The organism is Nocardiopsis nanhaiensis (genome assembly GCF_054778635.1).
Map to the genome: position 1 here is coordinate 31,247 of NZ_BAAGZJ010000048.1, position 24,782 is coordinate 56,028.

Below are 24,782 nucleotides of genomic sequence, written 5' to 3' on the forward strand. Positions count from 1 at the left end.
GGTTCAGGCGTCCGCCCCGGCCTCGAACGCGTGGGCGTTCAGGCCGAGGCGGTCGCGCAGGCGGTGGAGCGCGTACATGCCGCCGAAACCGGCTCCGATGACGACGGCGTCCACAGGGGCCGGTCCGTCACTGTTCGCTTGCGTGTGGTGAGTGCTCAACGGCAGGGGTCCCTTCCGGGCGCGCCGGGGAGGCGGTGTGCGGTGGTGCGGCGCCACCGTATCCGCGGGGATCCCCGGCAGGCTCGGCGGGGCCGCTCGCGTGGCCGTCCAGGACGGGACCGCTTGCGTCCGGGCCGATCGCGTGGGCGCGGCGGAGGTCGTGCTCGCGGAGCCAGCGCACGAGGGAGACCGCGACCAGGCTCAGGATGGCGATCAGCGGGAACGCGGTCACGACCGACAGGGTCTGCAATGCGTCCGTACCTCCGGCGGACATCACCGAGACCGACACCGCTGCCAGGACGACGGCCCACAGCACACGGGTGGGCCGCGCGGGCTCGACCTCGTTGGGCAGGTCGCGGGAGGTGGCCGCGCCCATGATGTAGGAGGCCGAGTCCAGGGTCGTGGCCAGGAAGATCAGCAGCAGAAGCAGGAACAGCGGGGTGATGATCCAGCTGAGCGGGAACGCCTCCAGTGTGGCGAAGATGGCCGGTACCGCTCCCTCGGCTTCCAGGGTGTCGACGATGGCCGCGTCGCCGCGCAGGTCGAAGGCCATGCCGGAGTTGCCGAGCAGCGCGAACGAGAGCCAGCAGCCAAGGCTTCCGAACCCGCACATACCGATGATGATCTGGCGGACGGTGCGGCCCTTGGAGATCTTCGCGCAGAACATGCCGACGAACGGTCCGTAGGAGATCCACCAGCCCCAGTAGAAGATGGTCCAGATCTCCTGGAAGCCCGACCCTCCGACTGGATCCGTGTAGGTGCTCATCCGCACGATGTTCTGGGCGAGCATGCCGACGCTGTTGGTGAAGGTGTCGAGGACGAAGACCGCCGGGCCCACCGCGACGACCAGGACACCCAGGGTGGCGGCCAGGTACAGGTTGAGGTTGGCGAGACGCTTCAGCCCCTTGTGCAGGCCGAGGAAGACGCTTCCGGCGAACAGCAGGGTCCACAGGCCGATGACGACGGTGTTGAGCACGGCCCCCGGTTCGACCCCGAGCATGCGGGACGCGCCTTCGGCGATGGTGGGCACGGCCAGGGCCAGGGAGGTGCCCGCGGCACCGATCATCCCGATGATGAAGAAGACGTCGATCAGCCGTCCGGGCCAGCGGTCGACGCGGTCGCCGAGCACTCCGCGGCAGGCCTCGCTGAGCCGTAGCCGGCGGATCTTGCGCACGTGGTACGCGTAGGCGAGGGCGAGGGTCGGGACGCAGAAGACGGCCCAGGCGGTCGGGCCCCAGTGGAAGAGGGGGTAGGTCGCCGACCATTCGGCGGCCTCGGTTCCACGCGGTTCGAGCTGGTAGGGGGGATCCACGTGGTAGTGCGCCCACTCGATGATCCCCCAGTACATGAGGCCGCCGCCGATCGCGGCGGTGAAGATCATCGCGAGCCAGGTGGGGGTGGAGAACTCGGGGCGGTCGTCGGGGCTGCCCATCCTGATGCTGCCGTACCTGCTGAAGGCCAGCCAGACGAGCAGGACGGCGAGGGCGGCGACGAACCACATGTACGACCAGCCGAAGCCGGACTGTAACCAGGACAGGACGCCGTCGAGGAGGCGTTCACCCGTCTGCGGCGCGACCACGAACGGCGCGGTGAAGCCGATCACCATGATCAGGGCGGGCCAGAAGACTTTGTTGTCGATGTTCCAGCGGATGACTCGGGTCACCTCCGGGATAGCGGGCAGGACCATTCAGTTACTACTGCGTTGCGGTTGACTAATCAAACAGTCAGACATCGCATCATTGCGATTTGAGCCCTCTGAGGATCGCCCGAAATATTCGACTTACCGCTAAAATGAGGACTTTGACGCTCCTGGGGGGTGTCAAGAAAGCGCTCTCATAACGAAATGGCAACCACGGTCGCGTTGCGATAATCGCTATGGCGCTGCTAGGTTCTCAGCCGTGAGCGACACGACCGACGATGTGCGCAGCAGAGCGCGTGAGGCGATCCGCCGATCCGGCCTCTCCCAACGGGAGTTCGCGGCCAGGCTCGGCATCGACCCCACCAAACTCTCCAAGTCCCTGACGGGTACCCGGCGTTTCACCGCCCGGGAACTGTCCGGCATGGCCGACGAGACCGGGGTGACGGTCAACTGGCTGCTCAACGGCCAGGACGACGCCGACACGGTCTCGGCGGCACCGCGCGACTCGTCGGCGGTCGCACCGCCCCCGGCCGAGCTGGCCGACCACCCGGGGGCGGCCAAGGAGCACAACAGAAGACTCCAGATCATCGAGGCCGCGTGGACCCTCATCGCCGAGCACGGCTACCACTCGGTCCGCGTCGCGCAGGTGGCCCAGGTGTGCGGGACGTCCAGCGCTACGGTGCACTACCACTTCCCGACCCTGAACCACCTGCTGGTGGAAGCGCTCCGCCACTCGGTGAAGCAGGCCTTCGACCGCCAAGTCGCGGGCCTGTACACCATCGAGAACGCACACGAGCGCCTGCTGGAACTCATCGAACTGCAGCTTCCCCGTTCGGAGCGGCTGCGCCTGGAATGGTCGATCTGGCTCCAGGTATGGACGGCGGCAGCGATCAACCCCGAGATGCGGGAGCTGCACGCCGACTCCTACCGCCGCTGGCACGAGACCATCGCCCGCACCCTGCGGGAGGGGCAGGAGAGCGGGGTCTTCGGTGACTTCGACGCCGAGGAGATGACCAAGCGCCTCACCGCCCTCATCGACGGCATGGGCATCCAGGTCATGACTGGGATGCCCGGACGGTCCGTCGGCCACATGCGGGACACGCTGCGCTCGGTCATCGCCAGCGACGTCCTGCGGAACTGAACCCGACCAGAACCGCACCGTTCCGCCCGGACCTTCCCAACCCATACGGACCCGCCCGACCGGACCCACCCGGCCCGGCGGCGATTCCGCCTGCGCCGGGTCCGCAAGCCATACAGAGACGGAGCCTCTTCGTGAGCGACACCATGAACTACAAGCCCATCCTGACCTGCGCCCTCACCGGTGCGGGGGACACCGTCGGCCGGAGCGAGCACGTTCCGGTGACCCCTCAGCAGATCGCCGCCGCCGCGGTCGAGGCGGCCGAGGCCGGTGCCAGCGTGGTGCACATCCACGTCCGCGACCCCGAGACGGGTGCCCCCTCGCGGGACAACGCGCTCTACCGGGAGGTCGTCGACCGCATCCGCCAGACCGGCATCGACATCGTCATCAACCTGACCGCCGGCATGGGCGGAGACCTGGTGATCGGGCAGGACGACCCGCTCGCCTACGGGGAGGGCACCGACCTGGTCAACGGGCTGGACCGCCTGCCGCACGTGGAGGAGCTGCTGCCCGACATCTGCACCCTGGACTGCGGCAGCCTGAACTTCGGCGACGGCAGCCAGGTCTACATCTCCACCCCGGACATGCTGCGCGCGGGCGCCGAGCGCATCCAGGAGCTCGGGGTCCGCCCCGAGCTGGAGATCTTCGACACCGGCCAGCTGTGGTTCGCCAAGACCATGCACGCCGAAGGCCTCATCAACGACCCGTCGATGTTCCAGCTGTGCTCGGGCATCCCCTACGGCGCGCCGTCGGACCCGGGTGTCCTGCAGTCGATGGTGAACATGCTCCCGGCCGGCGCTAAGTGGGCGAGCTTCTCCATCGGCCGCAAGCAGATGCCGTGGGTGGCACAGTCGGTGCTGCTCGGCGGGCACGCCCGGGTCGGCCTGGAGGACAACCTGTACCTCAGCCGCGGTGTGAAGGCCACCAACGGCCAGCTCACCGAGAAAGCGGTCAACATCATCGAGCAGCTCGGCGCCCGGGTGGCCACCCCGGACGAGGCCCGCAGCATGCTCAAGCTCCGCAGCGCCAACGCCGCCTAGAGCACTCCATCCCTGGGCGCGCTCCACACCTGGCGCACCCCAACATTTACCGCCAGCCCCATCACGTGAGGAACATGATGACCGAGAACGCGAGAACCACCCCCGACGCCGTGCGCACGGTCGCCTGCGTCGGAGCGGGTGTCATCGGGGGCGGCTGGGTCGCCCACTTCCTGGCCCGCGGCTACCAGGTGGTCGCCTGGGACCCCGCCCCGAACGCCGAGAGCAAGCTGCGCACTCTGGTCTCCTCCGCTTGGCCCGCCCTGGAGCGCCTGGGCCTGGCCGAGGGCGCGGACACGGCCAACCTGCGGGTCGCGGACACTCTGGCCGAGGCGGTCGCCGACGCCGACTTCGTGCAGGAGAGCGCTCCGGAGCGCCTCGACCTGAAGACCGAGCTGCTGGCCGAGATCGACGCCGCCGCGCCCGAGGGTGTGGTCGTGGGTTCGTCCACCTCCGGTTACAGCATGAGCGAGATGCAGGTGAAGGCGGCCAACCCGGGCCGGCTCGTGGTCGGCCACCCGTTCAACCCGCCCTACCTCGTGCCCCTGGTCGAGGTCGTCGGCGGTGAGCAGAGCGAGCAGTGGGCCGTCGACTGGGCCTCGGACTTCTACCGGGCCGCCGGCAAGTCGGTGATCAGCATGGACCAGGAGCTCCCGGGGTTCATCGGCAACCGCATCCAGGAGGCCGCCTGGCGCGAGGCCCTGCACATGGTCGCCGAGGGTGAGGCGACGGTCGAGCAGATCGACCTGGCGATGACCAGCGGCCCCGGTCTGCGCTGGGCCTTCCACGGGCCCTGCCTGACCTTCCACCTGGCCGGTGGCGAGGGCGGCATGGCGCACATGCTCGACCACTTCGGTCCGTCCCTGAAGGCCCCGTGGACCCGTCTCGAGGCGCCCGAACTCACCACCGAGCTGCGCGACCGCATGGTGGCGGGCACCGACGAGGTCGTGGCCGGGCGCTCCACCGCCGAGCTGATCGCCCAGCGCGACCGCCGCCTGATCGCGGTGACGCGGGCTCTCGAGGAAGTCGAGCGCGAGGAGGCAGCCGAGGCCGCCGAGCGGGAGCGGGGGACCGCGTGAGCGCCACGTTCACCCAGCCCCTGCGGCCCGAGTGGATCGACTACAACGGGCACCTCAGCGAGGCCTACTACGTCCTGATCTTCGGGTTCGCGACCGACGCCCTCATGGACCGGGTCGGCCTGGACACCGCCTACCGCGAGCGGACCGGCTGTTCGCTGTACACGGTCGAGGCGCACGTGCGGTACCTGAACGAGGTCGGCGCGGACGCCGAGGTCGAGGTCCGCACCCGCGTGGTCAGCCCGGGCCCCGAGAAGCCCGGTGCCAAGAAGGCGCGGATCTGCCACGAGATGCGCGTCGACGGGCAGCTGGTCGCGAGCGAGGAGCTCATGGCGCTCCACGTCGACCAGGAGCAGGGCCGGGCGGTGCCCTTCCCCGAGGAGGTCGCCGAGGCCCTCGCTGCTCTCGCCGAACCCGCACCCGACTACGCGGGCCGCTCCATCGCTCGCTGACGGGGTTCGGTGCCCTGGTTGGCGGCCACCACAGGCGATCACCGACCGCTCGACCGGGTGCCGGTTCCGACCGGCGCCCGGCGAGCACGCAGGGGTGTCGTCGGGGCTCCGTGTGGCGCGCGGATATCGCTCAGCGCCGCCGACAGGACCGTGAGGCACGGGTGCGCCGGTTGCCCAGGACCGCGACCAGTGGCACGGCTACGGCCGTGGCGATCCCCAGGGCCAGCGCCTTCCTCCGTTCGTTCAACCAGCTCTGCGCGCTCCGCGACCGCGACTCGCCGTCGAACTCCCCGTGGGACCCGTAGTCCCGATCGTCGTCGAGCGGATGGAACAGGTTGTCCCGGCGGGGAGGCGCCACACCTTGCCTCTTCTGGGCCCCGAAGCCGGTGGAGGCGAGGTAGCGGTCCAACAGCCCGGGGACGGTCCGCTGACCGAGGATCGTCATCACCGTGGACACGCCCACCCAGTACTCGCGCCGCCGGGGGTGGTCGGCGGCGAACACGATCGCGCGGGCCGCGACCTCCGGCTGGTAGACAGGCGGTACCGGACGGGTCCCCGTGCCCGTGCGGGAACGGGCCCAGCTGAACTGGGGTGTGTTGACGGCGGGCAGGTGCACCTCGGTGACGTGCACGTTCGCCTCGGCATGGGTCAGCTCGGCCCGCAGGGAGTCGTTGAACCCCCGCAGTGCGTGCTTGGCCCCGCAGTAGGCCGACTGGAGGGGGATGCCGCGAAAGGCCAGGGCCGAGCCCACCTGGACGACGGTGCCCCGGTCACGGTCGAGCATCCTCCGGAGGATCGACCGGGTGCAGTGCACGTAGCCGTGATAGCAGACGTCGGTGACCCTGGTGAACTCCTCGGGTTCGATGTCCATGAACGGACCCAGAACGGAGGCGAAGGCCGCGTTCACCCACACGTCGACGGCGCCGAGCTCCCGTTCGACGGTCTTCACCGCCCTGTCGACCGCCTGGGCGTCGGCGACGTCCACCGGCACTGTCAGAGCCCTCGCCCCTGCGCGCTCGACGTCCCGGGCAGCGGCAGCCAACCCCTCCTCCCCGCGGGCCAGCAGGGCCACGGCCCCCGCCCGGTCGGCGAACTGCCGGGCGACGGCGCGCCCCACCCCCGCGCTCGCACCCGAAACCGCGATCACACCGTGCCGCTGCATGTGGCCCCCGACCGTTGCGTTGGAGACAGTGCGGCCCTCGACGTAACGCTCACCGCACACTGCCGACTGTGCGTTACGGCTACCCGGCAGCCGGCCCGTTCAGACGGGTGCCGGGGAAGCGCTCCGCTGGAATGCCTTCCGTTTTCAGATGGCACCGGGAGGGGAGATGTTCGGCAACTTTCCCCAGGCCTTCACCCATCCGGCCGAAGAGCTCAAGAGCCCCGGGACGCCTCTCCGTCCGGGGCCTGCCCGTCCTCGGGGCCGACCACGACGGTTTCGGGGGGCTCGCCCACCACGAATCCGAAGAAGACGTGGTCGACCAGCAGTGCTGCACGCTCATAGGGCCGGGAGCGGTGCGCGTGCGCCAGTCCCAGAGCCGGCGCTATGGCGAACTCGAACAAGCCCCAGGAGAGCACGCCGTAAACGGGCCCCGAGACGCGCCACCGGCGGATCTTCGCGGGGACCATACCGTAGACCGCGCCCGCCGTTGCACCGTATCCCCAGTGCATGAGCTCGATGGCGGCCGTCCGCCGGTGCTCCGGCACCGACTGGAGGAGCGTCGGCACGCCCTCCTTCAGGATGGCGTCGGGCGGTGTTCTTTCGATGGCCCCCAGCCCCACGGCGAGCTGGCGCATGCCACTCATCCCCATGGCACCCACCACCCCTCTGGCGGCGCCCCGCACCCATGGCCGACCCCGTTGACCTCTGTTCTTTCCGCCCATCCGTGACACCCCCGCGGTGTTGCGTCCGTGCGCGGGGCGGTTCCGCCCCGCTCTCTTATGAGGGCTACCCGTGATCCGGTCCGACGAGCAGGACATGAGGTCACGGTCTGTTGTTTGACGACCCCGGAAGCGGCTAGTGGGGCCGTGAGGGCGACACGGAGAGGGGGACACTCATGGTGGACAGCGTTGCTGAAGTGATGACCGGGCCGGTGAGGGTGGTCGCACCCAAGACCACTCTGCGCGAAGCAGCCGAAATCATGCGGTACTCCGACGTCGGCGACGTCGTCGTGGCAGAGGGAGGGCACCTCAGGGGCATCCTGACCGACCGCGACATCGTGGTGCGCTGTATCGCCGAGGGCGGCGATCCGGGGCGTGTCCGGGCGGGCGAGGTCTGCAGCTCAGATGTGGTGACCGTGCCGCGCCACGGCAGCGTCGGGGACGCCGTGCACGCCATGCGCGCGGGGACCATTCGCCGTCTGCCGGTCGTCGAGGGGGATGAAGTGGTGGGTGTCGTGACCATGGGCGACCTGGCCCGGGTGGTCGACGACCGTTCCGCACTGGCCGATGTCACCGTGGCCGAGCCCAACCACTGACAGAAGACCTCACTGGAGGGGTGCCTCCGTCCGGAAACGGGGGCTGGACGGAGGCACCCTGTTCTTCTCTTGCGGGGCTCTTCCCGGGAAGGCCGGGAACGGCCTGAGCGCAGATGCACGCTTGGATCATGACTGAGCGGCGATGGCAGCTTGCCGTCTGGAGATCTGCGAAACTCGCTGCGGGGAAATCCGCAGGTAACGAGCGATCTCCCGATTGCTCAACCCTCGCTCCTGGAGCTTGGCGACCGTGCGCCCCGCCTTCCGTACCGCCTTCTGCTGCGCTTGCTCGGCCTCGCGTTGTGCCTGCTCTGCTTCGTCAGCCAGTGCGTCTACATCGGCGTCGACCTCGATGTCCTGGATGTTCACGGCGAACGTGTCGACACCGATGTCGAGAGCCATGGCGATGTAGTCGCGCGACATGTCCTCGGCCTCTGTGAGGCGGCGCGTCTGGGTTACCCCCACCCCGTCGATGTGGAGTTCCCAGCCGTGTTCCCAGCGCTTGACGTGCACCCGGTAGGTCCTCACAGCAGCCACCCCTTCGGCAGGCACTCCATGCGTTTGATCGTGTCGGCGATGACTCCAGGGGAGATCTCACCGTGTCGAGGGATGATGGCTTGGCGGGACCCGCATGGGCAGTTCCACTTCTCGTGGTTTCCTCTGCCTGAGCTCGGGTGCCTGGTGCATCCGCTCTTCTCGAGTGCCCGTTCGACCTGACGTCGTTTCATCCCTTTCACCATGAGGGTAAATCTATCCCCCCTAGTCGTCAAGCATAAAGAGGTTCTAGATATTGCTGATCAGCCTCCGGAGCTGCCGGGGCTGGCGTGCCACAGGGCGCGTGGGGCGGGGTCCGAGCGCAGGTCGGCGTAGGGGGACAGCCGGGCCCCGTTGGCGTAGCGCACCGGGCGCCCGCCCACGCTCCGGCCGCCGTCTCCCCAGCCGTCCCCGCCGCCGCGAAGGGGCGCCTCGGGGGTCGGGAGCAGCGCCGCGGCCAACCCCTCCCTGCCCTCCTCCGACCAGGCACGGTCGAGGACGTGCAGGTCGTGGACGTCCTCGACGGTGAGGGTAGCCAGCCCCGAGCCCTTCGCCCGGCGCACCCGGCCGCGCACGGCCATCAGCCAGGAACCGAACAGCGGGGCTGCGGCCCGCCCCTGGGCGGACTCGAACAGGGCCAGGTCCACCAGGCCCGTGCCGTCGTCCAGGGTGGCGAAGACGATCCGCTGGCCCGAACGCACGGCGGGGGTCTGCGTGGCCACCTTCACCCCCGCCACCAGGACCTCCCGGCCCTCGGCGACCCGGTTCAGGTCGCGGGCGCGCACCAGGCGGTGCCCGGCGGCCAGGGCGGCGAGCAGTTCCTCGTGCCCGTCGATCAGGTGGCGGCTGGTCTCGTAACCCAGCACCTCCAGCTCGTCGGCGACCCGTTCGGCGGCGGTGGTCGGCGGCAGCGAACCCTGGGCGGGGGTGGCCCCTTCCACCGCCAGCGGCAGCTGGCCCGGGGCGGTTCGGTCGCCGTCCCCGCCCCCGCGGCCGCCTCGGTGCGCACGGTTCCAGGCGCTGGCCTGCAAGAGGAGGTCGCGCCGGTCGGGTGCGCCGGGACCGGTGCCGACCCCGTGCAGGGCGTCGAAGGCGCCCACCCGCACCAGGTGGTCCAGCACGTCCCGGGAGGGGCGGGCCCGGCGGGCGGTATCGGTGAGGGAGGTGAAGGGCCGTTCGGTCAGGAGGCGCTCCACCTCGGCCGAGGTGATCCCGCGGACGTCGGAGAGCGAGGCGCGCACGCCCCAGTGGCCGTCGTCGACGCGCTCGACCCGCCAGGAGGAGCCGGACCGGTTGACGTCCACGCCCAGGAGCGGAACGCCGTGGCGCCGGGCGTCGGCGACCAGGACCCGGCGCGGGTACATGCCGGGGTCGTGGGTGAGGATCCCCGCGTAGAAGGCGGCCGGGTGGTGCCGCTTGAGCCAGGCCGACTGGTAGGCGGGTACGGCGAAGGCCACCGCGTGGGCGCGGCAGAACCCGAAGGCCCCGAACGAGCTCACCAGCTCCCAGACCAGGTCCACGGTCTCCCGGGAGTGCCCGCAGTCCAGGGCCATGGTGGTGAAGTCCTGCCGTGCTTCGGCGAGCCCTCTTTCGGTGGCGAGCTGGCGGCGCATCACCTCGGCCCGGTCCAGGCCGCAGGCGGTCATGGCGTGGAACAGGGCGATGACCTGCTCGTGCCAGATCACCACCCCGCCGGTCTCGGTGAGGATGTCGGACACCACCGGGGTGGGTATCTCGACCGGCTCCCCGGAGCGGGCGGCGAGGTAGGGGGTGATCATGTCCCCGGCGACCGGTCCGGGCCGGAACAGGGAGATGTCGGCGGTCAGGTCGGCGAGGTCGCGGGGGCGCAGCCGGGAGACGAGCTCGCGCTGGCCGGGCGACTCGATCTGGAAGCAGCCCAGGGTGTCGGAGGCGGCGATCATCGCGTAGGTGGCCGCGTCGTCGGCGGGGATCTCCGCCAGGTCCAGGGACTCGTCACCGGTGCGCTCGATCTCGTCACGGGTGTGCGCCATGGCGGACTGCATGCGCACCCCGATCACGTCGAGTTTGATGAACCCCATGGGCTCCACGCTCTCCTTGTCGAGCTGGACCATGGGGTGGCCGGACAGGGTGGGTTCGAGGGGGATCCGGTCGCGCAGGGTGGCGTCGGAGACCACGAGGCCGCAGGGGTGCATGGCGGTGTGCCGGGGCAGCCCGTCCAGGCGTTCGGCCAGGCGGAACAGCTCCCGGGTGGCGGGGCCGTCCAGCCCCGAACCCTCATAGCCGCGCAGCTCGGGCAGTTCCCGCGCGGCGTCGCGGATGCGCCCGGCCCGCACGTGCGGGAAGGCCTTGGCCAGCCGGTCGATCTCCGCCGGGGGGATGCGCAGCGCCGAGCCGACGTCGCGGATCGCGCTGCGGGCGCGGTAGGTCTCCATCATCGACACGCACGCGGTGCCGTCCGGGTAGCCGCCGAACACCGCCTCGTAGGCCTCCAGCCTGCGTGCCGACTCCACGTCCAGGTCGATGTCGGGAAGTCCGGTGCGGCTCTGGCTGAGGAAGCGCTCCATCAGCAGGCCGTGGTCGAGGGGGTTGACCTCGGAGATGCCCACCAGGTGGTTGACCAGGCTGCCGGTGCCCGATCCGCGGATGGAGCAGCGGATGCCCTTGTCCCGGATACGGGTGGCGACGTCGGTGACGGTGAGGAAGTAGGCGGACAGGCGCTTGCGTTCGATGATGTCCAGTTCGTGCGCGAGGCGGCTCCGGGCGCGCGGGTCGCGGTCCAGCCCGAGCCGGTGCAGGCCGTCCTCGCAGGCGCGCAGGAGGCCCTCGCTGGCGTTGGGCACGTCCGGGAGGTGGACGCGGTCCATACCGAGGTCGGCCCCGGGGTCCAGGGCGCAGGAGGCGGCCAGGGCGTTGGTGTGGGCGATCAGGCGCCGGGCCCGGCCGGTATCGCCGCCGCACAGGCGTTCGGCCACGGCCAGCATCTCGTCCAGACCGGTGAGGTAGGCGCGGTCGCCGGCGGGCCCGGTCGGGGCACCTCGGAGCGTGCGGCGGCGGGCCTCGTCCAGGATGTGCGCGACCTCGGCGTCCTCCGCCTTCGGGTAGCGGGCGGCGTTGGTGAGCACGGCCAGGGTGTGGGTCTCGGCGGCCAGGGTGAGCAGGCCGCGGGCGGTGCGCCGCTGTTCGGGCAGGCCGTGGTCGAACACCTCCACCGCGATCTCGCAGGTGGCCCGCCAGCGGTCGAGCAGGCGGCGGGCGTGGCCGGGGCGTTCGGCGGCGATGGCCCGCCCCACGTCGGAGCGGGGACCCAGCAGGACCACGACCCCAGCGGCCCCGGCGGCCACGTCCTCAAGGGTCAGGGCGGGGGTTTCGGGGGCCTCGGGGCGCGGTGTGTGGGCCCGGGTGACGAGTCGGCACAGGCTGGCCCATCCCTGGGAGCCCCGGGCCAGGGCCGTGACCCGGCCTGTGGGGGAGGAGGGCCCGGACGCGGGTGCGGGCTCGGCGGGGACCAGCGCGAGGTCGCAGCCGAGCACGGGCCGGACCCCGGTGCGCTGGCAGGCGCGGACGTGGTCGACCACCCCGTACACGCCGTCGCGGTCGGTGAGGGCGAGGACCTCCTGGCCGAGTTCGGCGGCGCGTTCCACCAGGGCGGCGGGCGGGTGGGTGCCGTGCCTGGTGGAGAAGGAGGACACGGAGTTCAGGTGGACGAAGTCCGTGTGCTCACCGCCGAGCGGCATCTGCTGGTCCTCCCCGTGGGACGGTGCGCTGCGGCCGGTGTCGCGCCGGCGGGGAAGAGGCAGCCGTGTCGAACTGGTGTGCGAATTCTAGCCCAGAAAGAGCGGTGGTCGCGCCTCTGGCCTGGGTAAACACGGTCGGGGGAGGGTTGGAAGGCCCGTGTGGCGGCGGTTTCCGGGGTGGGGGGATGACCGGTTCGGTCAGCTGCGGAACAATCCCGGGCATGAGCGATGTACACGTGCGCCCGGCCACCCCTCAGGACCTGAACGCCGTCGCCGCACTGCGCTGGTGGTGGATGCGGGAGAACCACGGAGAGCCCGATGTCCCCCTCGACGATTTCGTGCCCCGGTTCGTCGACTGGGGGAAGCGCAACGCCGATTCCCACCACTGCTTCATCGCGGTTCTGCGCGGCACGGTCATCGGTATGGCGTGGTTGGCCGTCACCCGGCGCGTTCCGTTTCCCGGCGAGTTCGAGCGGGCCTCGGGGGACGTGCAGTGCGTGTACGTGCTGCCGGAGCACCGTGACGGCGGCGTGGGCGGCCTGATGGTCGAGGCGGTGCTGGAGCTGGCCCGCGAGTCCGGGGTGGGGCGGGTGACCGTCCACTCCAGCGACCGGGCCGTCTCCGCCTACGCCCGCCACGGGTTCGCGGTGTCCCGCGCCTGCTGCAGGCCGAGCCGGGTGCGGCCCCCGTGTCTTAGCGTCGGCGCCGAAGCCGGTCTGAGAAAAAACGATTCAAGCACGTGTTGTCCCCATGTCCTGCAACAACACAGGGCAGATATTGACATGCTCCGCGGCGCACGAGTAAGTTCAGGCCAACTTCACTGAAACGATTCAATTCACTTGGATCCCCGGCCGTCGAACCGAACGGAGACCCCCGTGGCACCTTCCTCAGACCGCCGCGCCGAGGCCCTGGACACCCTGCGGCGCCAACACATCGAGCTGCCCTCCTGGGCCTTCGGAAACTCGGGCACCCGGTTCAAGGTCTTCGGCCAACCGGGGGTGCCCCGCGACCCCTGGGAGAAGATGGCCGACGCCGCAGAGGTCCACCGCCTGACGGGCGTGGCCCCGACGGTCGCGCTCCACATCCCCTGGGACAAGGTGGACGACTACGGGGCCTTGGCCGCATACGCGCGCGAGGCCGGGATCGGTATCGGCACGATCAACTCCAACGTCTTCCAGGACGACGACTACAAGCTCGGCAGCGTCACCAACCCCGACCCCAAGGTCCGCCGCAAGGCCACGAACCACCTGCTGGACTGCGTGGACGTCATGGACGCCACAGGCTCGCGCGACCTCAAGCTCTGGTTCTCCGACGGCACCAACTACCCCGGTCAGGACGACCTGCGCGCGCGCCAGGACCGGCTGGCCGAAGCGCTCTCCGAGGTGTACGCCCGCTTGGGCGCGCATCAGCGGATCCTGTTGGAGTACAAGCTCTTCGAGCCCGCCTTCTACGCCACCGACGTGCCCGACTGGGGCACCGCCTACGCGCACTGCCTCGAACTCGGCGAGCGGGCGGTGGTGTGCGTGGACACCGGGCACCACGCGGCGCACACCAACATCGAGTTCATCGTCGCCTTCCTGCTGCGGGCCGGGAAGCTCGGCGCCTTCGACTTCAACTCCCGCTTCTACGCCGACGACGACCTCATGGTGGGCGCGGCCGACCCCTTCCAGCTCTTCCGCATCATGTACGAGGTCGCGCGGGGCGGTGGCCTGGCCGCCGATACCGAGGTCGCCTTCATGCTCGACCAGTGCCACAACATCGAGCCCAAGGTCGCCGGGCAGATCCGCTCGGTCATGAACGTCCAGGAGGCCACGGCCAAGGCCCTGCTCGTGGACGGTGAGGCCCTGGACGCGGCCCAGTACGAGGGTGACGTGCTCGGCGCCAACGCCGTGCTCATGGACGCCTACAACACCGACGTGCGCCCCCTCCTCGCCGGCCTCCGCGAGGACCAGGGCCTGGAGCCCGACCCCATGGCGGCGCACGCCGCCTCCGGCTACGTGGAGCGGGTCAGCGCCGAGCGCGTGGGCGGAACCCAGGCCGGGTGGGGTGCGTGAACGACCACCCCGCGCCAGCCACCCCGCCCCACTCCAGGACCGCACAGGGAGACACCGTGCCCGACCCCGTCGTCACCGAGCTCATCGAGCGCAGCAACACCCTTGGCGCCGATCCGCGCAACACCAACTTCGCCGGGGGCAACACCTCCGCCGCCGGCGCCGCCACCGACCCCGTCACCGGACAGGACGTCGACCTGCTGTGGGTCAAGGGCTCCGGCGGGGACCTGGGCACCCTCACCGAAGAAGGACTCTCGGTCCTGCGGCTGGACCGGCTGCGCGCCTTGGTCGACGTCTACCCGGGCGAGGAGCGCGAGGACGAGATGGTCGCCGCCTTCGACCACTGCCTCTTCGGCAAGGGCGGCGCCGCACCCTCCATCGACACCGCCATGCACGGCCTGGTCCGCTCCGCCCACGTGGACCACCTGCACCCCGACTCCGGGATCGCCCTGGCCACGGCGGCCGACGGCGAGCGCCTCACCCGGGAGTGCTTCGGCGACCGCGTGGTGTGGGTGCCTTGGCGCCGCCCCGGTTTCCAGCTCGGCCTGGACATCGCCGCCATCGCCGAGGAGAACCCGAACGCCATCGGCGCGGTCCTGGGCGGCCACGGCATCACCGCCTGGGCAGACACCAGCGAACAGTGCCAGGCCAACTCGCTGGAGATCATCCGCACCGCGGAGGCCTTCATCGCCGAGCGCGGCCGGAACGGGCAGGGCAGCGCGCACCCCTTCGGCCCCGCCCTGGAAGGCTACGGGGCCCTGCCCGAGGCCGAGCGCCGTGCGCGCGCCGCGGCCCTGGCCCCGGTGATCCGCGGCCTCGCCTCCACCGACCGCCCCCAGGTCGGCCACTTCACCGACACCGGACCCGTCCTCGACTTCCTCTCCGGCGCCGAGCACCCCCGCCTGGCCGCCCTGGGCACCTCCTGCCCGGACCACTTCCTGCGCACCAAGGTCCGCCCCCTGGTGCTGGACCTGCCCGCCACCGCATCCGTGGACGAGGCGGTCACCCGGCTGGGCGAGCTGCACCGGGAGTACCGCGCCGAGTACCGCGACTACTACGAGCGCCACGCCAGCCCCGACAGCCCCGCCATTCGCGGCGCCGACCCGGCGATCGTCCTGGTCCCGGGCGTGGGCATGTTCTCCTTCGGCAAGGACGCCAAGACCGCGCGCGTGGCGGGGGAGTTCTACGTCAACGCGATCAACGTGATGCGCGGCGCCGAGACGGTCTCCACCTACCGGCCCATCGAGGAGTCGGAGAAGTTCCGCATCGAGTACTGGGCCCTGGAGGAAGCCAAGCTGAAGCGGCTGCCCGCACCGAAGCCGCTGGCCACGCGGGTCGCCCTGGTGACCGGCGCCGCCAGCGGGATCGGCCGGGCGATCGCCGCCCACCTGGCCGCCGAGGGGGCCTGCGTGGTGGTGGCCGACCTGGACGGCGAACAGGCCGCCAAGGTCGCGGCGGAGCTGGGCAGCGCCGACACGGCGATCGGCCTGGCCTGCGACGTCAGCGACGCCGACGCCGTGGAGCGGGCCTTCGCTGAGGCGGCCCTGGCCTTCGGCGGCATAGACCTGGTGGTCAACAACGCCGGGCTGTCCATCTCCAAGCCGCTGCTGGAGACCACCGAGCACGACTGGGACCTGCAGCACGACGTCATGGCGAAGGGGTCCTTCCTGGTCTCCCGGGAGGCCGCCCGGCTGATGACCGCCCAGGGGCTGGGCGGCGACATCGTCTACGTCGCCTCGAAGAACGCCGTGTTCGCCGGGCCCAACAACATCGCCTACTCGGCGGTCAAGGCCGACCAGGCCCACCAGGTGCGGTTGCTCGCCGCCGAGCTGGGCGGCGAGGGCATCCGGGTCAACGGCGTCAACCCCGACGGGGTGGTGCGCGGCTCGGGGATCTTCGCGGGCGGCTGGGGCGCCCAGCGCGCCAAGGTCTACGGGGTGGAAGAGGAGGAGTTGGGCGCCTTCTACGCCAAGCGGACCATCCTCGGCAAGGAGGTGTTGCCCGAACACGTGGCCAACGCGGTGTTCGCGCTCACCGCAGGGGAGCTGTCGCACACCACCGGGCTCCACGTTCCCGTCGACAGCGGCGTGGCCGCGGCCTTCCTGCGATGAGCGCCCGGAGAGAAGCGGGGGCGGTGCCCGTGCACGCGGCGGTCGACCTGGGTGCCTCCAGCGGGAGGGTGATCGCCGGGTCCTTCGACGGAACCCGGCTGCGGACCGAGGATGTGGCCCGGTTCCCCAACACACCGGTCACCGTCCCGGCGGGGGAACGCGAGGTCCTGCACTGGGACGTTCTGGCGCTCTTCGCCGGGGTCACCTCCGGACTGCGGCGGGCCGCCGAGAGCCAAGGCCTGGCCTCGATCGGCATCGACTCCTGGGCGGTGGACCACGGCTTGCTCGACGCCGACGGTGCCCTGGCGGGCAACCCGGTGCACTACCGGGACCGCCGCACCGACGGTGTCCCCGAACAGGTCTTCGCCCACTGCCCAGCGGCCGACCTCTACGCCGCGAACGGCCTCCAGGTCCAACCCTTCAACACCCTCTTCCAGCTCGCCGCCGCCTCGGGAAGCGCCCAACTGGCCGCGGCTCGGGACCTGTTGCTCATCCCCGACCTGCTCGGGCACTGGCTGACGGGTGAGCGGGTCGCCGAGCTGACCAACGCCTCCACCACCGGCCTGGTGGACGTGCGCCTCCGGCAGTGGGCCGACCGCTGTTTGGACCTGCTGTCAGAGGGTTTCGGGGTCCCCGCGCGGGGCCTGCTGCCCGAACTCGTCGAACCCGGGCACGTGGTGGGGCGGCTGCGCGGGGACGTCGGCGCCGCGGCCGGGGCGCCGCTGGTGGCGGTGGGCTCGCACGACACCGCGTCCGCGGTGGTGGCGGTCCCCGCCCGCACTCCGAACTTCGCCTACGTGTCCTCGGGGACTTGGTCGCTGGTCGGGGTCGAGCTGGAGGGCCCGGTGCTCACCGAGGCGGGACGGGCCGCCAACTTCACCAACGAGCTCGGGGTGGACGGCACCGTCCGCTACCTGCGCAACGTCACGGGCCTGTGGCTCCTCCAGGAGTCCCTGCGCGTGTGGCGGGAGCGCGGACGGGACGCCGATCTGGCCTCCCTGTTGGAACAGGCCGCTGCACTCCCGGCGCGCACGACCGTGGTGGACGTGGACGACCCGCGTTTCCTGCCCCCAGGCGACATGCCCGCCCGGATCCGGGCCTTCGCGGCCGGGACCGGTCAGCCCGAACCCGGAACTGAGGCGGAGGTCGTGCGGTGCGTCCTGGACTCCCTCGCACTGGCCTACCGGCGCGCGGTCCACGAGGCGGCGGAGCTGAGCGGGACCTCCGTGGAGGTGGTCCACGTGGTGGGCGGGGGCGTGCACAACACCCTGCTGTGCCAGCTCACCGCGGACGCGGTGGGTCTCCCCGTGGTCGCCGGTCCGGCCGAGGGCGCCGCCGTCGGCAACCTACTGGTCCAGGCCAGGGCGGTCGGAGCCGTGGAAGGTGACCTGGCCCGGCTGCGCGGGGTCGTCGCCGAGTCCACCGAGCTCCGGAGGTACGAGCCAGCCGGGCCCGAAGAGCCCTGGTACCGGGCCCAGCGTCGGCTGACGGGCTAAGTGAAACGTTTCAAACCGCCCCTGGGGTGCCGCCTCAGGGGCGGTGGACGGCGGTGGAGCCGCGCAGGACGAGCTCGGGGGTGAACAACAGCCGCTCGTGCGCGTGGTCCGGGTCGTCCAGCTGCGAACGGAGCAGGCGCATCGCCGACCGGCCCAGTTCGTACTTGGGCTGGGCGACGGTCGTCAGACCGGGATGGACCAGGTCGGCGACGTCCACGTTGTCGTAGCCGACCACCGAGATGTCGTCGGGGACGCGGAACCCGCGCTGGCCCAGCCCTTTCATGAACCCCAGGGCGAGCTGGTCGTTGGCGCAGAAGACCGCCTTCGGCCGCTGGCGGGGGCCGCCCGCGAGGGCCGCGTCCACCGCGCGCTCGCCCTGGTCGGGATTGAGCTGGGGCAGGTCGACGACGCTGATCGACGCGTCCGGGTCCATGTCGGCCTCGACGAAGGCGTCGCGCAGGCCTTCGTGGCGTCGGCGGACCTGTTCGATGGCGAAGGGGCCGGTCACGAAGGTGACCCGTTCGTGGCCGAGACCGATGAGGTGGCGCCCGGCGGCCAGGCCTCCCGCGTGGTTGTCCACGCTGACACTGCACCCCACCTCCTCCGAGACGTCGCCGCGGTCCAGGGCGACCCAAGCGACCCCCTGCTTGCTGAGCCACAGCAGGTCCGACAGGTCGTCGTCGACCGGCATCACCACCGCGCCCGCGGCCCGCTGCTCGGCGAGCAGCCGGAGGTTGCGGTGCTGCCGCTCCGCCGTCTCCGCGGAGTTGAGCAGGATGACCGCCAGGCCCAGTTCGGCGGCCTCGTCCTCCACGCCGCGGGCCACCTCGGTGAAGAAGGGGTTGGTCACGTCCAGGACCAGGAGCCCCACGGCCTGGCTGCGGCCGGAGCGCAGGTTGCTCCCGGAGGAGTTGCGCACGTAGTCGAGCTCGGCGATGGCGGCTTCGACCTTGGCCCTGGTCGCCTCGGCGACCCGCTCCGGACGGTTGAGCACGTTCGACACGGTCCCGGGGGAGACCCCAGCGTGCTTGGCGACCTCGGTGATCCCCGCGGGGCGTCGCGCTGGGGAGGTTTCGGCTGTCGGCAACGAGGTCTCCGGTGCTCAGTGTGGGTCGGGTGCTCTGTGTCGGTCGGGTCGGTGCGGGTGTCAGCGGCGCTGTGCGCTGGGGCGGATCCGCGTTCCGGTGGACGGTGCCTCATGCTCACACCAGGATTGAAACGTGTCAACAACGCTCAGTGCGGTGGTTCGGTGCGTCGCGTGGCCGTCCTGGGGCGGCTGACGTGCCCGGGCTCGAAGCGCGGACCGGTGTCCGCGAATTCTCTTCCGGCCTCTTGACGTGCGGATGTGGCGCGCCTAACATCCCCACCATATTAAAACGTTTTGAGGCTGTCTGCCAAGAAACACCGACCCAGCACCAAGGAGGGCGCACGTGCCCGAACAGCCGTCGCCGGTTCCTCCACCCCTCGCCCTGGCCGATGTCAGCAAGGTCTTCGGGAGCGTACGCGCCCTGCGCGGGCTCTCCCTCGAACTGCGCGCCGGTGAGATCCACGCCCTGGTCGGGGAGAACGGGGCGGGTAAGTCCACCCTGGTCAAGACCATCGCCGGGGTCCACCGGCCGGATGCCGGGGAAGTCCTGGTCGACGGGGACCCGGCCGTGTTCGGCGCCCCCGTCGACGCCCAGCGCGCGGGCGTGGCGGTCATCTACCAGGAGCCCACGCTCTTCCCGGACCTGTCGGTGGCGGAAAACATCTTCGTCGGCCGCCAGCCGCGGACCCGGCTGCGCACCATCGACCGGGGCCTGATGCGCCGCCGGACCCAAGAGGCCTTCACCCGCCTGGGCGTGGAGATCGACCCCGACCGCCCGGCGCGGGGCCTGTCCATCGCCGACCAACAGCTGGTCGAGATCGCCAAGGCCCTCACCCGCCGGGCCCGGGTCCTGGTCATGGACGAACCCACCGCCGCACTCTCCGGGGTGGAGGCCGAACGCCTTTTCGGGGTTGCCCGCTCCCTGCGCGACGACGGCGCCGCGCTGCTGTTCATCTCCCACCGCTTCGACGAGGTCTTCGCGCTCTCCGACCGGGTCACCGTCGTACGCGACGGCGCGTTCGTCTCCTGCGACCCCACGGCCGAGTTGGACGTGGACACCGTGGTCCGCCGGATGGTCGGCCGCGACGTCACGACCCTGTATCCGAAGGAGGACGCCCCGGTCGGCGACACCGTCCTGGAGATCGAGGGCCTGACCCGCGAGGGCGTCTTCACCGACGTGTCCTTCCACGTGCGCGCCGGTGAGATCGTCGCCCTGGCCGGGCTCGTGGGCGCTGGCCGCAGCGAGGTCATCCGGGCCGCCTTCGGCGTGGACCTTCCCGACTCCGGAACGGTCCGTGTACTGGGCCGGACCCTGCCCAACGGCCGCCCGAAGGCCGCCATGGCGGCGGGGGCCGCGCTCGTCCCCGAGGACCGGCGTCTCCAGGGGCTGGTCATGGAGGCCTCCATCGAACGCAACGCCACCGCCACCCGGCGCGTGCCCCTGAGCCGCCTCGGGTTGCTGCGCCCGGGTGCCGAACGCGATGCCGCCGGTGACTGGGGAGCGCGCCTGCACCTCAGGTACGGCGACCTCGCCGACCCGGTCTCCACACTCTCCGGCGGCAACCAGCAGAAGGTCGTCCTAGCCAAGTGGCTCGCCACGGAGCCCAAAGTGCTCTTCATCGACGAACCCACCCGCGGCATCGACGTCGGCACCAAGGCCGAGGTGCACCGGCTGCTCTCCCGCCTGGCGGGGGAGGGCTTGGCCATCGTCATGGTCTCCAGCGAACTCCCGGAGGTCCTCGGTATGGCCGACCGGGTCCTGGTCATGCACGAGGGCCGGGTCACGGCCGAACTCGACCGGGACGAGGCCGACGAGGAGTCGGTGATGTACGCGGCCACCGGACAGCACCCGGGCGAGGTGGCCTGATGCGCGCCTTTCCACCTACCCCCAGTCGGAAGAACCCGTGAACCAGCCCGGCCCGGAGAGCACGCCCCACAAGGGCCCCCCGAGCGGGCGGCCCGCCCGCCGCACGCGACAGGTACGCGAACTCGGCGTCCTGCTCGCGGTCGTGGTCCTCATCTTCGCCACCTGGCTGTACAACCCCGGCTTCCTGTCCGCGCAGGGCGTGCGCGACCTCTTCCTCGGGGCGACGGTGCTGTCCGTCCTCGCGGTCGGTCAGGCGCTGGTGCTCATCACCAAGAACGTCGACCTCTCAGTGGGCTCGGTGATGGGCCTCGCCGCCTTCGGTACCGGGATCCTCTTCGTCACCTTCCCCGGGCTGCCCGCCCCGGTGGTCGTGGTCTGCGGCATCGCCATCGGAGCGGTGTGCGGTCTGCTCAACGGGGTCCTGGTCACGAGTGTCCAGGTGCCTTCGCTGGTGGTCACCCTCGGAACGCTCTACGCCTACCGGGGGCTCAACCACTGGTGGGCCGACGGCGGCCAGGTCAACGCCCACGACATGCCCGGCACCTTCCTCGCGCTGGGCCGGATCAGCGTCCTGGGGGTTCCGCTCCCGGCGGCGGTGGCCATCGTCGCCGTGGTCGCGATCGGCCTGTACCTGTCCCACTACCGCTCGGGCCGCGAACTGTACGCGATCGGATCCAACGCCGAAGCCGCCCGCCTGTCCGGCATCCCCGCCGGGCGGCGCGTCCTGGTCGCCTTCGCCGTCAACGGCTCCCTGGCCGGGCTGGCAGGGGTGCTGTTCGCCGCCCGCTACGGCACGGTCGACTCCACCGTCGGGTTCGGCATGGAACTCCAGGTGGTCGCGGCCGCCGTGGTCGGAGGGGTGGCCATCGCGGGCGGGGTCGGCACCGTCTACGGAGCCGCCATCGGCGCGGTACTGATGACCACCATCACAGCCGCCCTGCCCATCTGGCAGATCAACCAGTTCTGGCACCAGGCCGTGGTGGGGGCCTTGATCCTGGCCGCCATCGGCCTGGACCGCATGCTGGCCCTGCGCACCGCCCGCAAGCTTCGAGGAGAGGGTGCCCGTGGCGCCTGAACACACCGTCGCACCCGCCAGGCCGGGGTTCGGAGCCCGCCTGCACTCGGTGCTGTCGCTGCGCGAGTCACCGGTACTCGGAGCGCTGCTGGTCAGCCTGCTCTGCGCCAGCCTGTTCGTCGACAGCTTCACCACCGAACGCAATATCGGTTTCCTGCTGCTGAGCGTGGCCGCCATCGCCCTGATGGCCCTGCCCATGACCCTCATCGTCATCACCGGGGAGATCGACCTGTCGGTGGCCAGCACCCTGGCCCTGAGCAGCGCCACCATGGGCGTGCTGTGGGAGGCAGGGGTACCCATCGAGACCGCCCTGTGGGTCTGCCTCGGTGTCGGGCTGCTCCTGGGGGCGCTCAACGGTGTCCTGGTCACCCTGTGCGGCCTGCCGTCCCTGGCCGTGACCATCGGCACCATGGCCCTCTACCGGGGGTTGGCCTACGTCCTGCTCGGTGACCGGGCCGTGGCCAGCTACCCGCAGGACTGGGTCAGCGGTGTCCGGTCCACCTTCCTGGGCATCTCGGGGCTGCCGTGGATCGCGGTGCTCATTGCCGTCCTGGCCCTGCTGTTCGCGGTCCTGCTGCACGCCTCCGCGCTGGGCCGCTCCCTGTTCGACATCGGCAACAACCCCGAGGCGGCCCGCTTCGCCGGTGTCTCGGTCAAGTGGACCAAGTTCTGGTTGTTCGTCACCAGCGGCCTCGTCTCCGCCGGGGCCGGGGTGTTCTGGACGCTGCAGTACGGGACCTCCAGGGCCGACACCGCATTCGGCCTCGAACTGCAGGTCGTGGCCGCGGTCCTGTTGGGCGGAGTGTCCATCTTCGGGGGCGTGGGGAGCGTCCTGGGGGTGATGGCCGGGGTGCTCCTGCTCGGCTCCATTCGCAACGCGCTCCAGCTCCTAGGGATCTCCAGTGAGGTCCTGCAGGTGGTCACGGGCCTGATCCTCATCGCCTCCGTGGTCGCACCCAACCTGGCGGCCCGGTTCCGCGCCCGTCGAAAACCGGATGCCGGAAATCCCGAACCCACCCGAACCGGCCGGACGAGTCCGGCCGCCGCCACCACCGGAGAGAAGCCATGACCGATTCCCTGCGCCGAACATCCCTGCTGTTCGCGGCGTCCGCGTCCGCGGTCCTGCTCGCCACCGCCTGCGGCGGCACCACCATCGACGACGCCCAAGACGACGAGGGCTCCGGGCCCTCCGGTACCGCCGACCCGGACGCCGAGATCCCCGAGGGCCTGCAGGTCGACTTCCTGCCCAAGCAGCTCAACAACCCCTTCTTCGAGTTGGTCAACGGGGGCGGTGTCGAAGCCGTCGAGGAGATCGCCGGGGAGGCCACCGAGCGGGGCGGTACCGAGCCCACGGCCGACTCCCAGGTGGAGTACATCAATGCCGCCAGTCAGGACGGCAGCGACGTCATCGTGATCGCGGCCAACGACCCGGACGCGGTGTGCCCCGCGCTCGACGAGGCCAGGGACAACGGTGCCGCCGTCGTCAGCTACGACTCCGACGCCAACTGCACGGACGTGTTCGTCAACCAGTCCTCCAACGAGCTCATCGGCCAGACCCTGATCGACATGGTCAGTGCGGACCTCGGTGGTGAGGGCACCTTCGCCATCCTGTCCGCCACCCCGAACGCCACCAACCAGAACGCGTGGATCGAGGAGATGGAGCAGATCCTCGAGGAGGACGAGTACGCCGACCTGGAGTTGGTCGACACCGTCTACGGAAACGACGACGACCTGGAGTCCTTCCAGGAGATGCAGGGCCTGGTGCAGGCCCACCCGGACCTGGACGGTGTCGTGTCGCCGACCACCGTGGGCCTGGCCGCGGCGGCCCGCTACATCAGCGACTCGGAGTACCAGGGCGAGCTGGCCGTCACCGGCCTGGGCGAACCCGGTCAGATGCGCGAGTTCGTGCACGACGGCACGGTCGACGAGTTCGCGCTGTGGGACCCGCACGAGCTCGGCTACCTTGCCGGGTACACCGGTGCCGCACTCCAGGCCGGGCAGATCACCGGGGCCGAGGGGGAGACTTTCACGGCGGGGGAGCTCGGCGAGTTCACGTTCGAGACCGACGGTGAGATCGTCCTGGGCCCGCCGCAGGTCTTCGACGCCGACAACGTCGACGACTTCGACTTCTGACCCCTGCGGTTTCCGACCAGTTCCCACCTGCAAGTTCCCACCCGTGCCGGAGGCGGGCCCTCCGCCTCCGGCACATCCATCAGAAAGGCACCCCGTGCAACGCGTGTGTTTCGTGCTCAAGGTGCGCCAAGACCGTCTCGAGGAATACAAGGAGCGCCATGCCGAGGTCTGGCCGGAGATGAGGGAGGCCCTGGCCGCCACCGGCTGGCACAACTACTCGCTGTTCTGCGACGACCGGGGCATGGTCGTGGGCTACCTGGAGACGGAGGACTTCGAGGCCGCCCGTGCCGCCATGGCCCAGACCGAGATCAACGCGCGATGGCAGGCGGAGATGGCCCCGTTCTTCGAGAACCTGCCCGGCCGCCCCGATGAGGGAATGGTGCCGCTGACCGAGGTCTTCCACCTGCCTTGACGGATCGTGCTTTGGTTGGATTGACGCCTGTGCTGTGGGGTCCTGTGCGGGGTGGTCCCGGATGGTTGGGGGTTGCCGGGTGGTTCAGGGGTTGCCGGGTGAGGTGTGAGGATTCCTGCGCTGGTGGTTTGGGGGGGTGCCTGCTCTGGTGGGGGTTGCCTTCCGGGCTGGGGTTCCCTCCTTTCCCGCCGCCCGATGGTGGCCGTCTCCGCTGCGCGCCTCAAGGTCGTCGCCGTCGAGCGCTTCGCGCGTCAACGGCGCTCCACCTTGACCCGCTCCGCTACGACGGCGGGTTGGCGGCTATCGGGAAAGGGGGACGCGTGGT

The 24,782-nt window shown here is 70.7% G+C and carries 22 protein-coding genes; 14 read left to right on the forward strand and 8 right to left on the reverse strand.

Annotation, left to right across the window (positions count from 1 at the left end; all coding sequences use genetic code 11):
* Window positions 1–3: 3 nt before the first annotated feature.
* Both ACYVD1_RS21545 and ACYVD1_RS21550 read right to left on the reverse strand, forming a co-directional pair.
* The gene (locus ACYVD1_RS21545; protein WP_460775779.1) at window positions 4–114 is read right to left on the reverse strand and encodes an NAD(P)-binding protein; all 111 of its coding nucleotides are present in this window, start codon (window positions 112–114) and stop codon (window positions 4–6) included.
* 13 nt (window positions 115–127) lie between these two features.
* Window positions 128–1,846, reverse strand: a complete 1,719-nt coding sequence (locus tag ACYVD1_RS21550; RefSeq protein WP_460775783.1) for a BCCT family transporter — start codon at window positions 1,844–1,846, stop codon at window positions 128–130.
* A 211-nt stretch (window positions 1,847–2,057) separates the two neighbouring features.
* Here ACYVD1_RS21550 and ACYVD1_RS21555 point away from each other — a divergent pair, with 211 nt between their 5' ends.
* The 4 genes from ACYVD1_RS21555 (at window position 2,058) to ACYVD1_RS21570 (ending at window position 5,501) form a co-directional block, all read left to right on the forward strand.
* Window positions 2,058–2,939, forward strand: coding sequence for a TetR family transcriptional regulator C-terminal domain-containing protein (locus ACYVD1_RS21555; RefSeq protein ID WP_460775785.1), 882 nt, complete (start codon window positions 2,058–2,060; stop codon window positions 2,937–2,939).
* 131 nt (window positions 2,940–3,070) lie between these two features.
* The gene (locus tag ACYVD1_RS21560) at window positions 3,071–3,976 is read left to right on the forward strand and encodes a beta-keto acid cleavage family enzyme (RefSeq protein ID WP_460775788.1); all 906 of its coding nucleotides are present in this window, start codon (window positions 3,071–3,073) and stop codon (window positions 3,974–3,976) included.
* Window positions 3,977–4,053: 77 nt separating this feature from the next.
* Complete coding sequence (locus ACYVD1_RS21565) at window positions 4,054–5,052, forward strand: 3-hydroxyacyl-CoA dehydrogenase NAD-binding domain-containing protein (RefSeq protein WP_460748781.1); 999 nt, start codon at window positions 4,054–4,056, stop codon at window positions 5,050–5,052.
* The gene (locus tag ACYVD1_RS21570; RefSeq protein WP_460775792.1) at window positions 5,049–5,501 is read left to right on the forward strand and encodes a thioesterase family protein; all 453 of its coding nucleotides are present in this window, start codon (window positions 5,049–5,051) and stop codon (window positions 5,499–5,501) included. Before ACYVD1_RS21565 ends, ACYVD1_RS21570 begins: the two co-directional genes overlap by 4 nt.
* A gap of 130 nt (window positions 5,502–5,631) precedes the next feature.
* Here the strand turns inward: ACYVD1_RS21570 and ACYVD1_RS21575 are convergent, their stop codons facing one another.
* Complete coding sequence (locus ACYVD1_RS21575) at window positions 5,632–6,663, reverse strand: SDR family oxidoreductase (RefSeq protein ID WP_460775794.1); 1,032 nt, start codon at window positions 6,661–6,663, stop codon at window positions 5,632–5,634.
* Window positions 6,664–6,875: 212 nt separating this feature from the next.
* A complete protein-coding gene (locus tag ACYVD1_RS21580) occupies window positions 6,876–7,313 on the reverse strand; it encodes a hypothetical protein (RefSeq protein ID WP_460775797.1) in 438 nt (145 codons plus the stop codon).
* Between the two features lie 245 nt (window positions 7,314–7,558).
* Between ACYVD1_RS21580 and ACYVD1_RS21585 the strand changes: the two genes are divergently transcribed.
* On the forward strand, window positions 7,559–7,978 hold the full coding sequence (locus ACYVD1_RS21585) for a CBS domain-containing protein (RefSeq protein ID WP_460775799.1): 420 nt from the start codon (window positions 7,559–7,561) through the stop codon (window positions 7,976–7,978).
* Between the two features lie 126 nt (window positions 7,979–8,104).
* Here ACYVD1_RS21585 and ACYVD1_RS21590 read toward each other — a convergent pair whose 3' ends face one another.
* Genes ACYVD1_RS21590 through ACYVD1_RS21600 form a run of 3 tightly spaced genes read right to left on the reverse strand, consistent with a single transcriptional unit; the run spans window position 8,105 to window position 12,225 of the window.
* Entirely contained in the window at window positions 8,105–8,512 is a 408-nt protein-coding gene (locus tag ACYVD1_RS21590) for a helix-turn-helix domain-containing protein (RefSeq protein WP_460775802.1), read from the reverse strand.
* Window positions 8,500–8,715: a type II toxin-antitoxin system HicA family toxin gene (locus ACYVD1_RS21595; protein WP_460775803.1), complete on the reverse strand. Its 216-nt coding sequence runs from the start codon at window positions 8,713–8,715 to the stop codon at window positions 8,500–8,502. Before ACYVD1_RS21595 ends, ACYVD1_RS21590 begins: the two co-directional genes overlap by 13 nt.
* A 57-nt stretch (window positions 8,716–8,772) precedes the next feature.
* The gene (locus tag ACYVD1_RS21600; RefSeq protein WP_460775804.1) at window positions 8,773–12,225 is read right to left on the reverse strand and encodes a DNA polymerase III subunit alpha; all 3,453 of its coding nucleotides are present in this window, start codon (window positions 12,223–12,225) and stop codon (window positions 8,773–8,775) included.
* Between the two features lie 221 nt (window positions 12,226–12,446).
* Between ACYVD1_RS21600 and ACYVD1_RS21605 the strand changes: the two genes are divergently transcribed.
* The 4 genes from ACYVD1_RS21605 to ACYVD1_RS21620 are packed head-to-tail and all read left to right on the forward strand — an operon-like array spanning window position 12,447 to window position 17,883.
* The gene (locus tag ACYVD1_RS21605) at window positions 12,447–13,049 is read left to right on the forward strand and encodes a GNAT family N-acetyltransferase (protein ID WP_460775806.1); all 603 of its coding nucleotides are present in this window, start codon (window positions 12,447–12,449) and stop codon (window positions 13,047–13,049) included.
* A 51-nt stretch (window positions 13,050–13,100) separates the two neighbouring features.
* Complete coding sequence (gene rhaI, locus ACYVD1_RS21610; RefSeq protein WP_460775809.1) at window positions 13,101–14,279, forward strand: L-rhamnose isomerase; 1,179 nt, start codon at window positions 13,101–13,103, stop codon at window positions 14,277–14,279.
* Between the two features lie 56 nt (window positions 14,280–14,335).
* The gene (locus tag ACYVD1_RS21615) at window positions 14,336–16,387 is read left to right on the forward strand and encodes a bifunctional aldolase/short-chain dehydrogenase (protein ID WP_460775812.1); all 2,052 of its coding nucleotides are present in this window, start codon (window positions 14,336–14,338) and stop codon (window positions 16,385–16,387) included.
* The gene (locus ACYVD1_RS21620; RefSeq protein ID WP_460775815.1) at window positions 16,384–17,883 is read left to right on the forward strand and encodes a rhamnulokinase; all 1,500 of its coding nucleotides are present in this window, start codon (window positions 16,384–16,386) and stop codon (window positions 17,881–17,883) included. Before ACYVD1_RS21615 ends, ACYVD1_RS21620 begins: the two co-directional genes overlap by 4 nt.
* 34 nt (window positions 17,884–17,917) lie before the next feature.
* Here the strand turns inward: ACYVD1_RS21620 and ACYVD1_RS21625 are convergent, their stop codons facing one another.
* Window positions 17,918–18,970 carry a LacI family DNA-binding transcriptional regulator gene (locus tag ACYVD1_RS21625; protein ID WP_460775818.1) on the reverse strand — a complete coding sequence of 351 codons (1,053 nt, stop codon included), beginning with the start codon at window positions 18,968–18,970 and terminating at the stop codon, window positions 17,918–17,920.
* A 343-nt stretch (window positions 18,971–19,313) separates the two neighbouring features.
* On the opposite strand from ACYVD1_RS21625, the gene ACYVD1_RS21630 reads away from it, so the two are divergent.
* The 5 genes from ACYVD1_RS21630 (at window position 19,314) to ACYVD1_RS21650 (ending at window position 24,457) form a co-directional block, all read left to right on the forward strand.
* Window positions 19,314–20,837 (forward strand): sugar ABC transporter ATP-binding protein, encoded by a 1,524-nt coding sequence (locus ACYVD1_RS21630; RefSeq protein WP_460775820.1) that lies wholly within the window; start codon window positions 19,314–19,316, stop codon window positions 20,835–20,837.
* A gap of 37 nt (window positions 20,838–20,874) precedes the next feature.
* Window positions 20,875–21,912, forward strand: coding sequence for an ABC transporter permease (locus ACYVD1_RS21635; RefSeq protein ID WP_460775823.1), 1,038 nt, complete (start codon window positions 20,875–20,877; stop codon window positions 21,910–21,912).
* Window positions 21,896–22,981 (forward strand): ABC transporter permease, encoded by a 1,086-nt coding sequence (locus ACYVD1_RS21640; protein ID WP_460775826.1) that lies wholly within the window; start codon window positions 21,896–21,898, stop codon window positions 22,979–22,981. Before ACYVD1_RS21635 ends, ACYVD1_RS21640 begins: the two co-directional genes overlap by 17 nt.
* Window positions 22,978–24,045, forward strand: a complete 1,068-nt coding sequence (gene rhaS, locus ACYVD1_RS21645; RefSeq protein WP_460775830.1) for a rhamnose ABC transporter substrate-binding protein — start codon at window positions 22,978–22,980, stop codon at window positions 24,043–24,045. The genes ACYVD1_RS21640 and rhaS overlap by 4 nt, the downstream gene beginning before the upstream one ends.
* A 94-nt stretch (window positions 24,046–24,139) precedes the next feature.
* Window positions 24,140–24,457, forward strand: a complete 318-nt coding sequence (locus tag ACYVD1_RS21650; protein WP_460775833.1) for an L-rhamnose mutarotase — start codon at window positions 24,140–24,142, stop codon at window positions 24,455–24,457.
* The last annotated feature ends 325 nt before the right edge of the window (window positions 24,458–24,782 follow it).

What these genes read in the sequence shown, in the direction of transcription:
- ACYVD1_RS21550 (WP_460775783.1), bottom strand. Translation starts at nt 1,846, where the DNA reads ATGGTCCTGCCCGCTATCCCGGAGGTGACCCGAGTCATCCGCTGGAAC.
- ACYVD1_RS21565 (WP_460748781.1), top strand. Translation starts at nt 4,054, where the DNA reads ATGACCGAGAACGCGAGAACCACCCCCGACGCCGTGCGCACGGTCGCC.
- ACYVD1_RS21575 (WP_460775794.1), bottom strand. Translation starts at nt 6,663, where the DNA reads ATGCAGCGGCACGGTGTGATCGCGGTTTCGGGTGCGAGCGCGGGGGTG.
- ACYVD1_RS21580 (WP_460775797.1), bottom strand. Translation starts at nt 7,313, where the DNA reads ATGGGGATGAGTGGCATGCGCCAGCTCGCCGTGGGGCTGGGGGCCATC.
- ACYVD1_RS21585 (WP_460775799.1), top strand. Translation starts at nt 7,559, where the DNA reads ATGGTGGACAGCGTTGCTGAAGTGATGACCGGGCCGGTGAGGGTGGTC.
- ACYVD1_RS21595 (WP_460775803.1), bottom strand. Translation starts at nt 8,715, where the DNA reads ATGGTGAAAGGGATGAAACGACGTCAGGTCGAACGGGCACTCGAGAAG.
- ACYVD1_RS21600 (WP_460775804.1), bottom strand. Translation starts at nt 12,225, where the DNA reads ATGCCGCTCGGCGGTGAGCACACGGACTTCGTCCACCTGAACTCCGTG.
- ACYVD1_RS21605 (WP_460775806.1), top strand. Translation starts at nt 12,447, where the DNA reads ATGAGCGATGTACACGTGCGCCCGGCCACCCCTCAGGACCTGAACGCC.
- ACYVD1_RS21620 (WP_460775815.1), top strand. Translation starts at nt 16,384, where the DNA reads ATGAGCGCCCGGAGAGAAGCGGGGGCGGTGCCCGTGCACGCGGCGGTC.
- rhaS (WP_460775830.1), top strand. Translation starts at nt 22,978, where the DNA reads ATGACCGATTCCCTGCGCCGAACATCCCTGCTGTTCGCGGCGTCCGCG.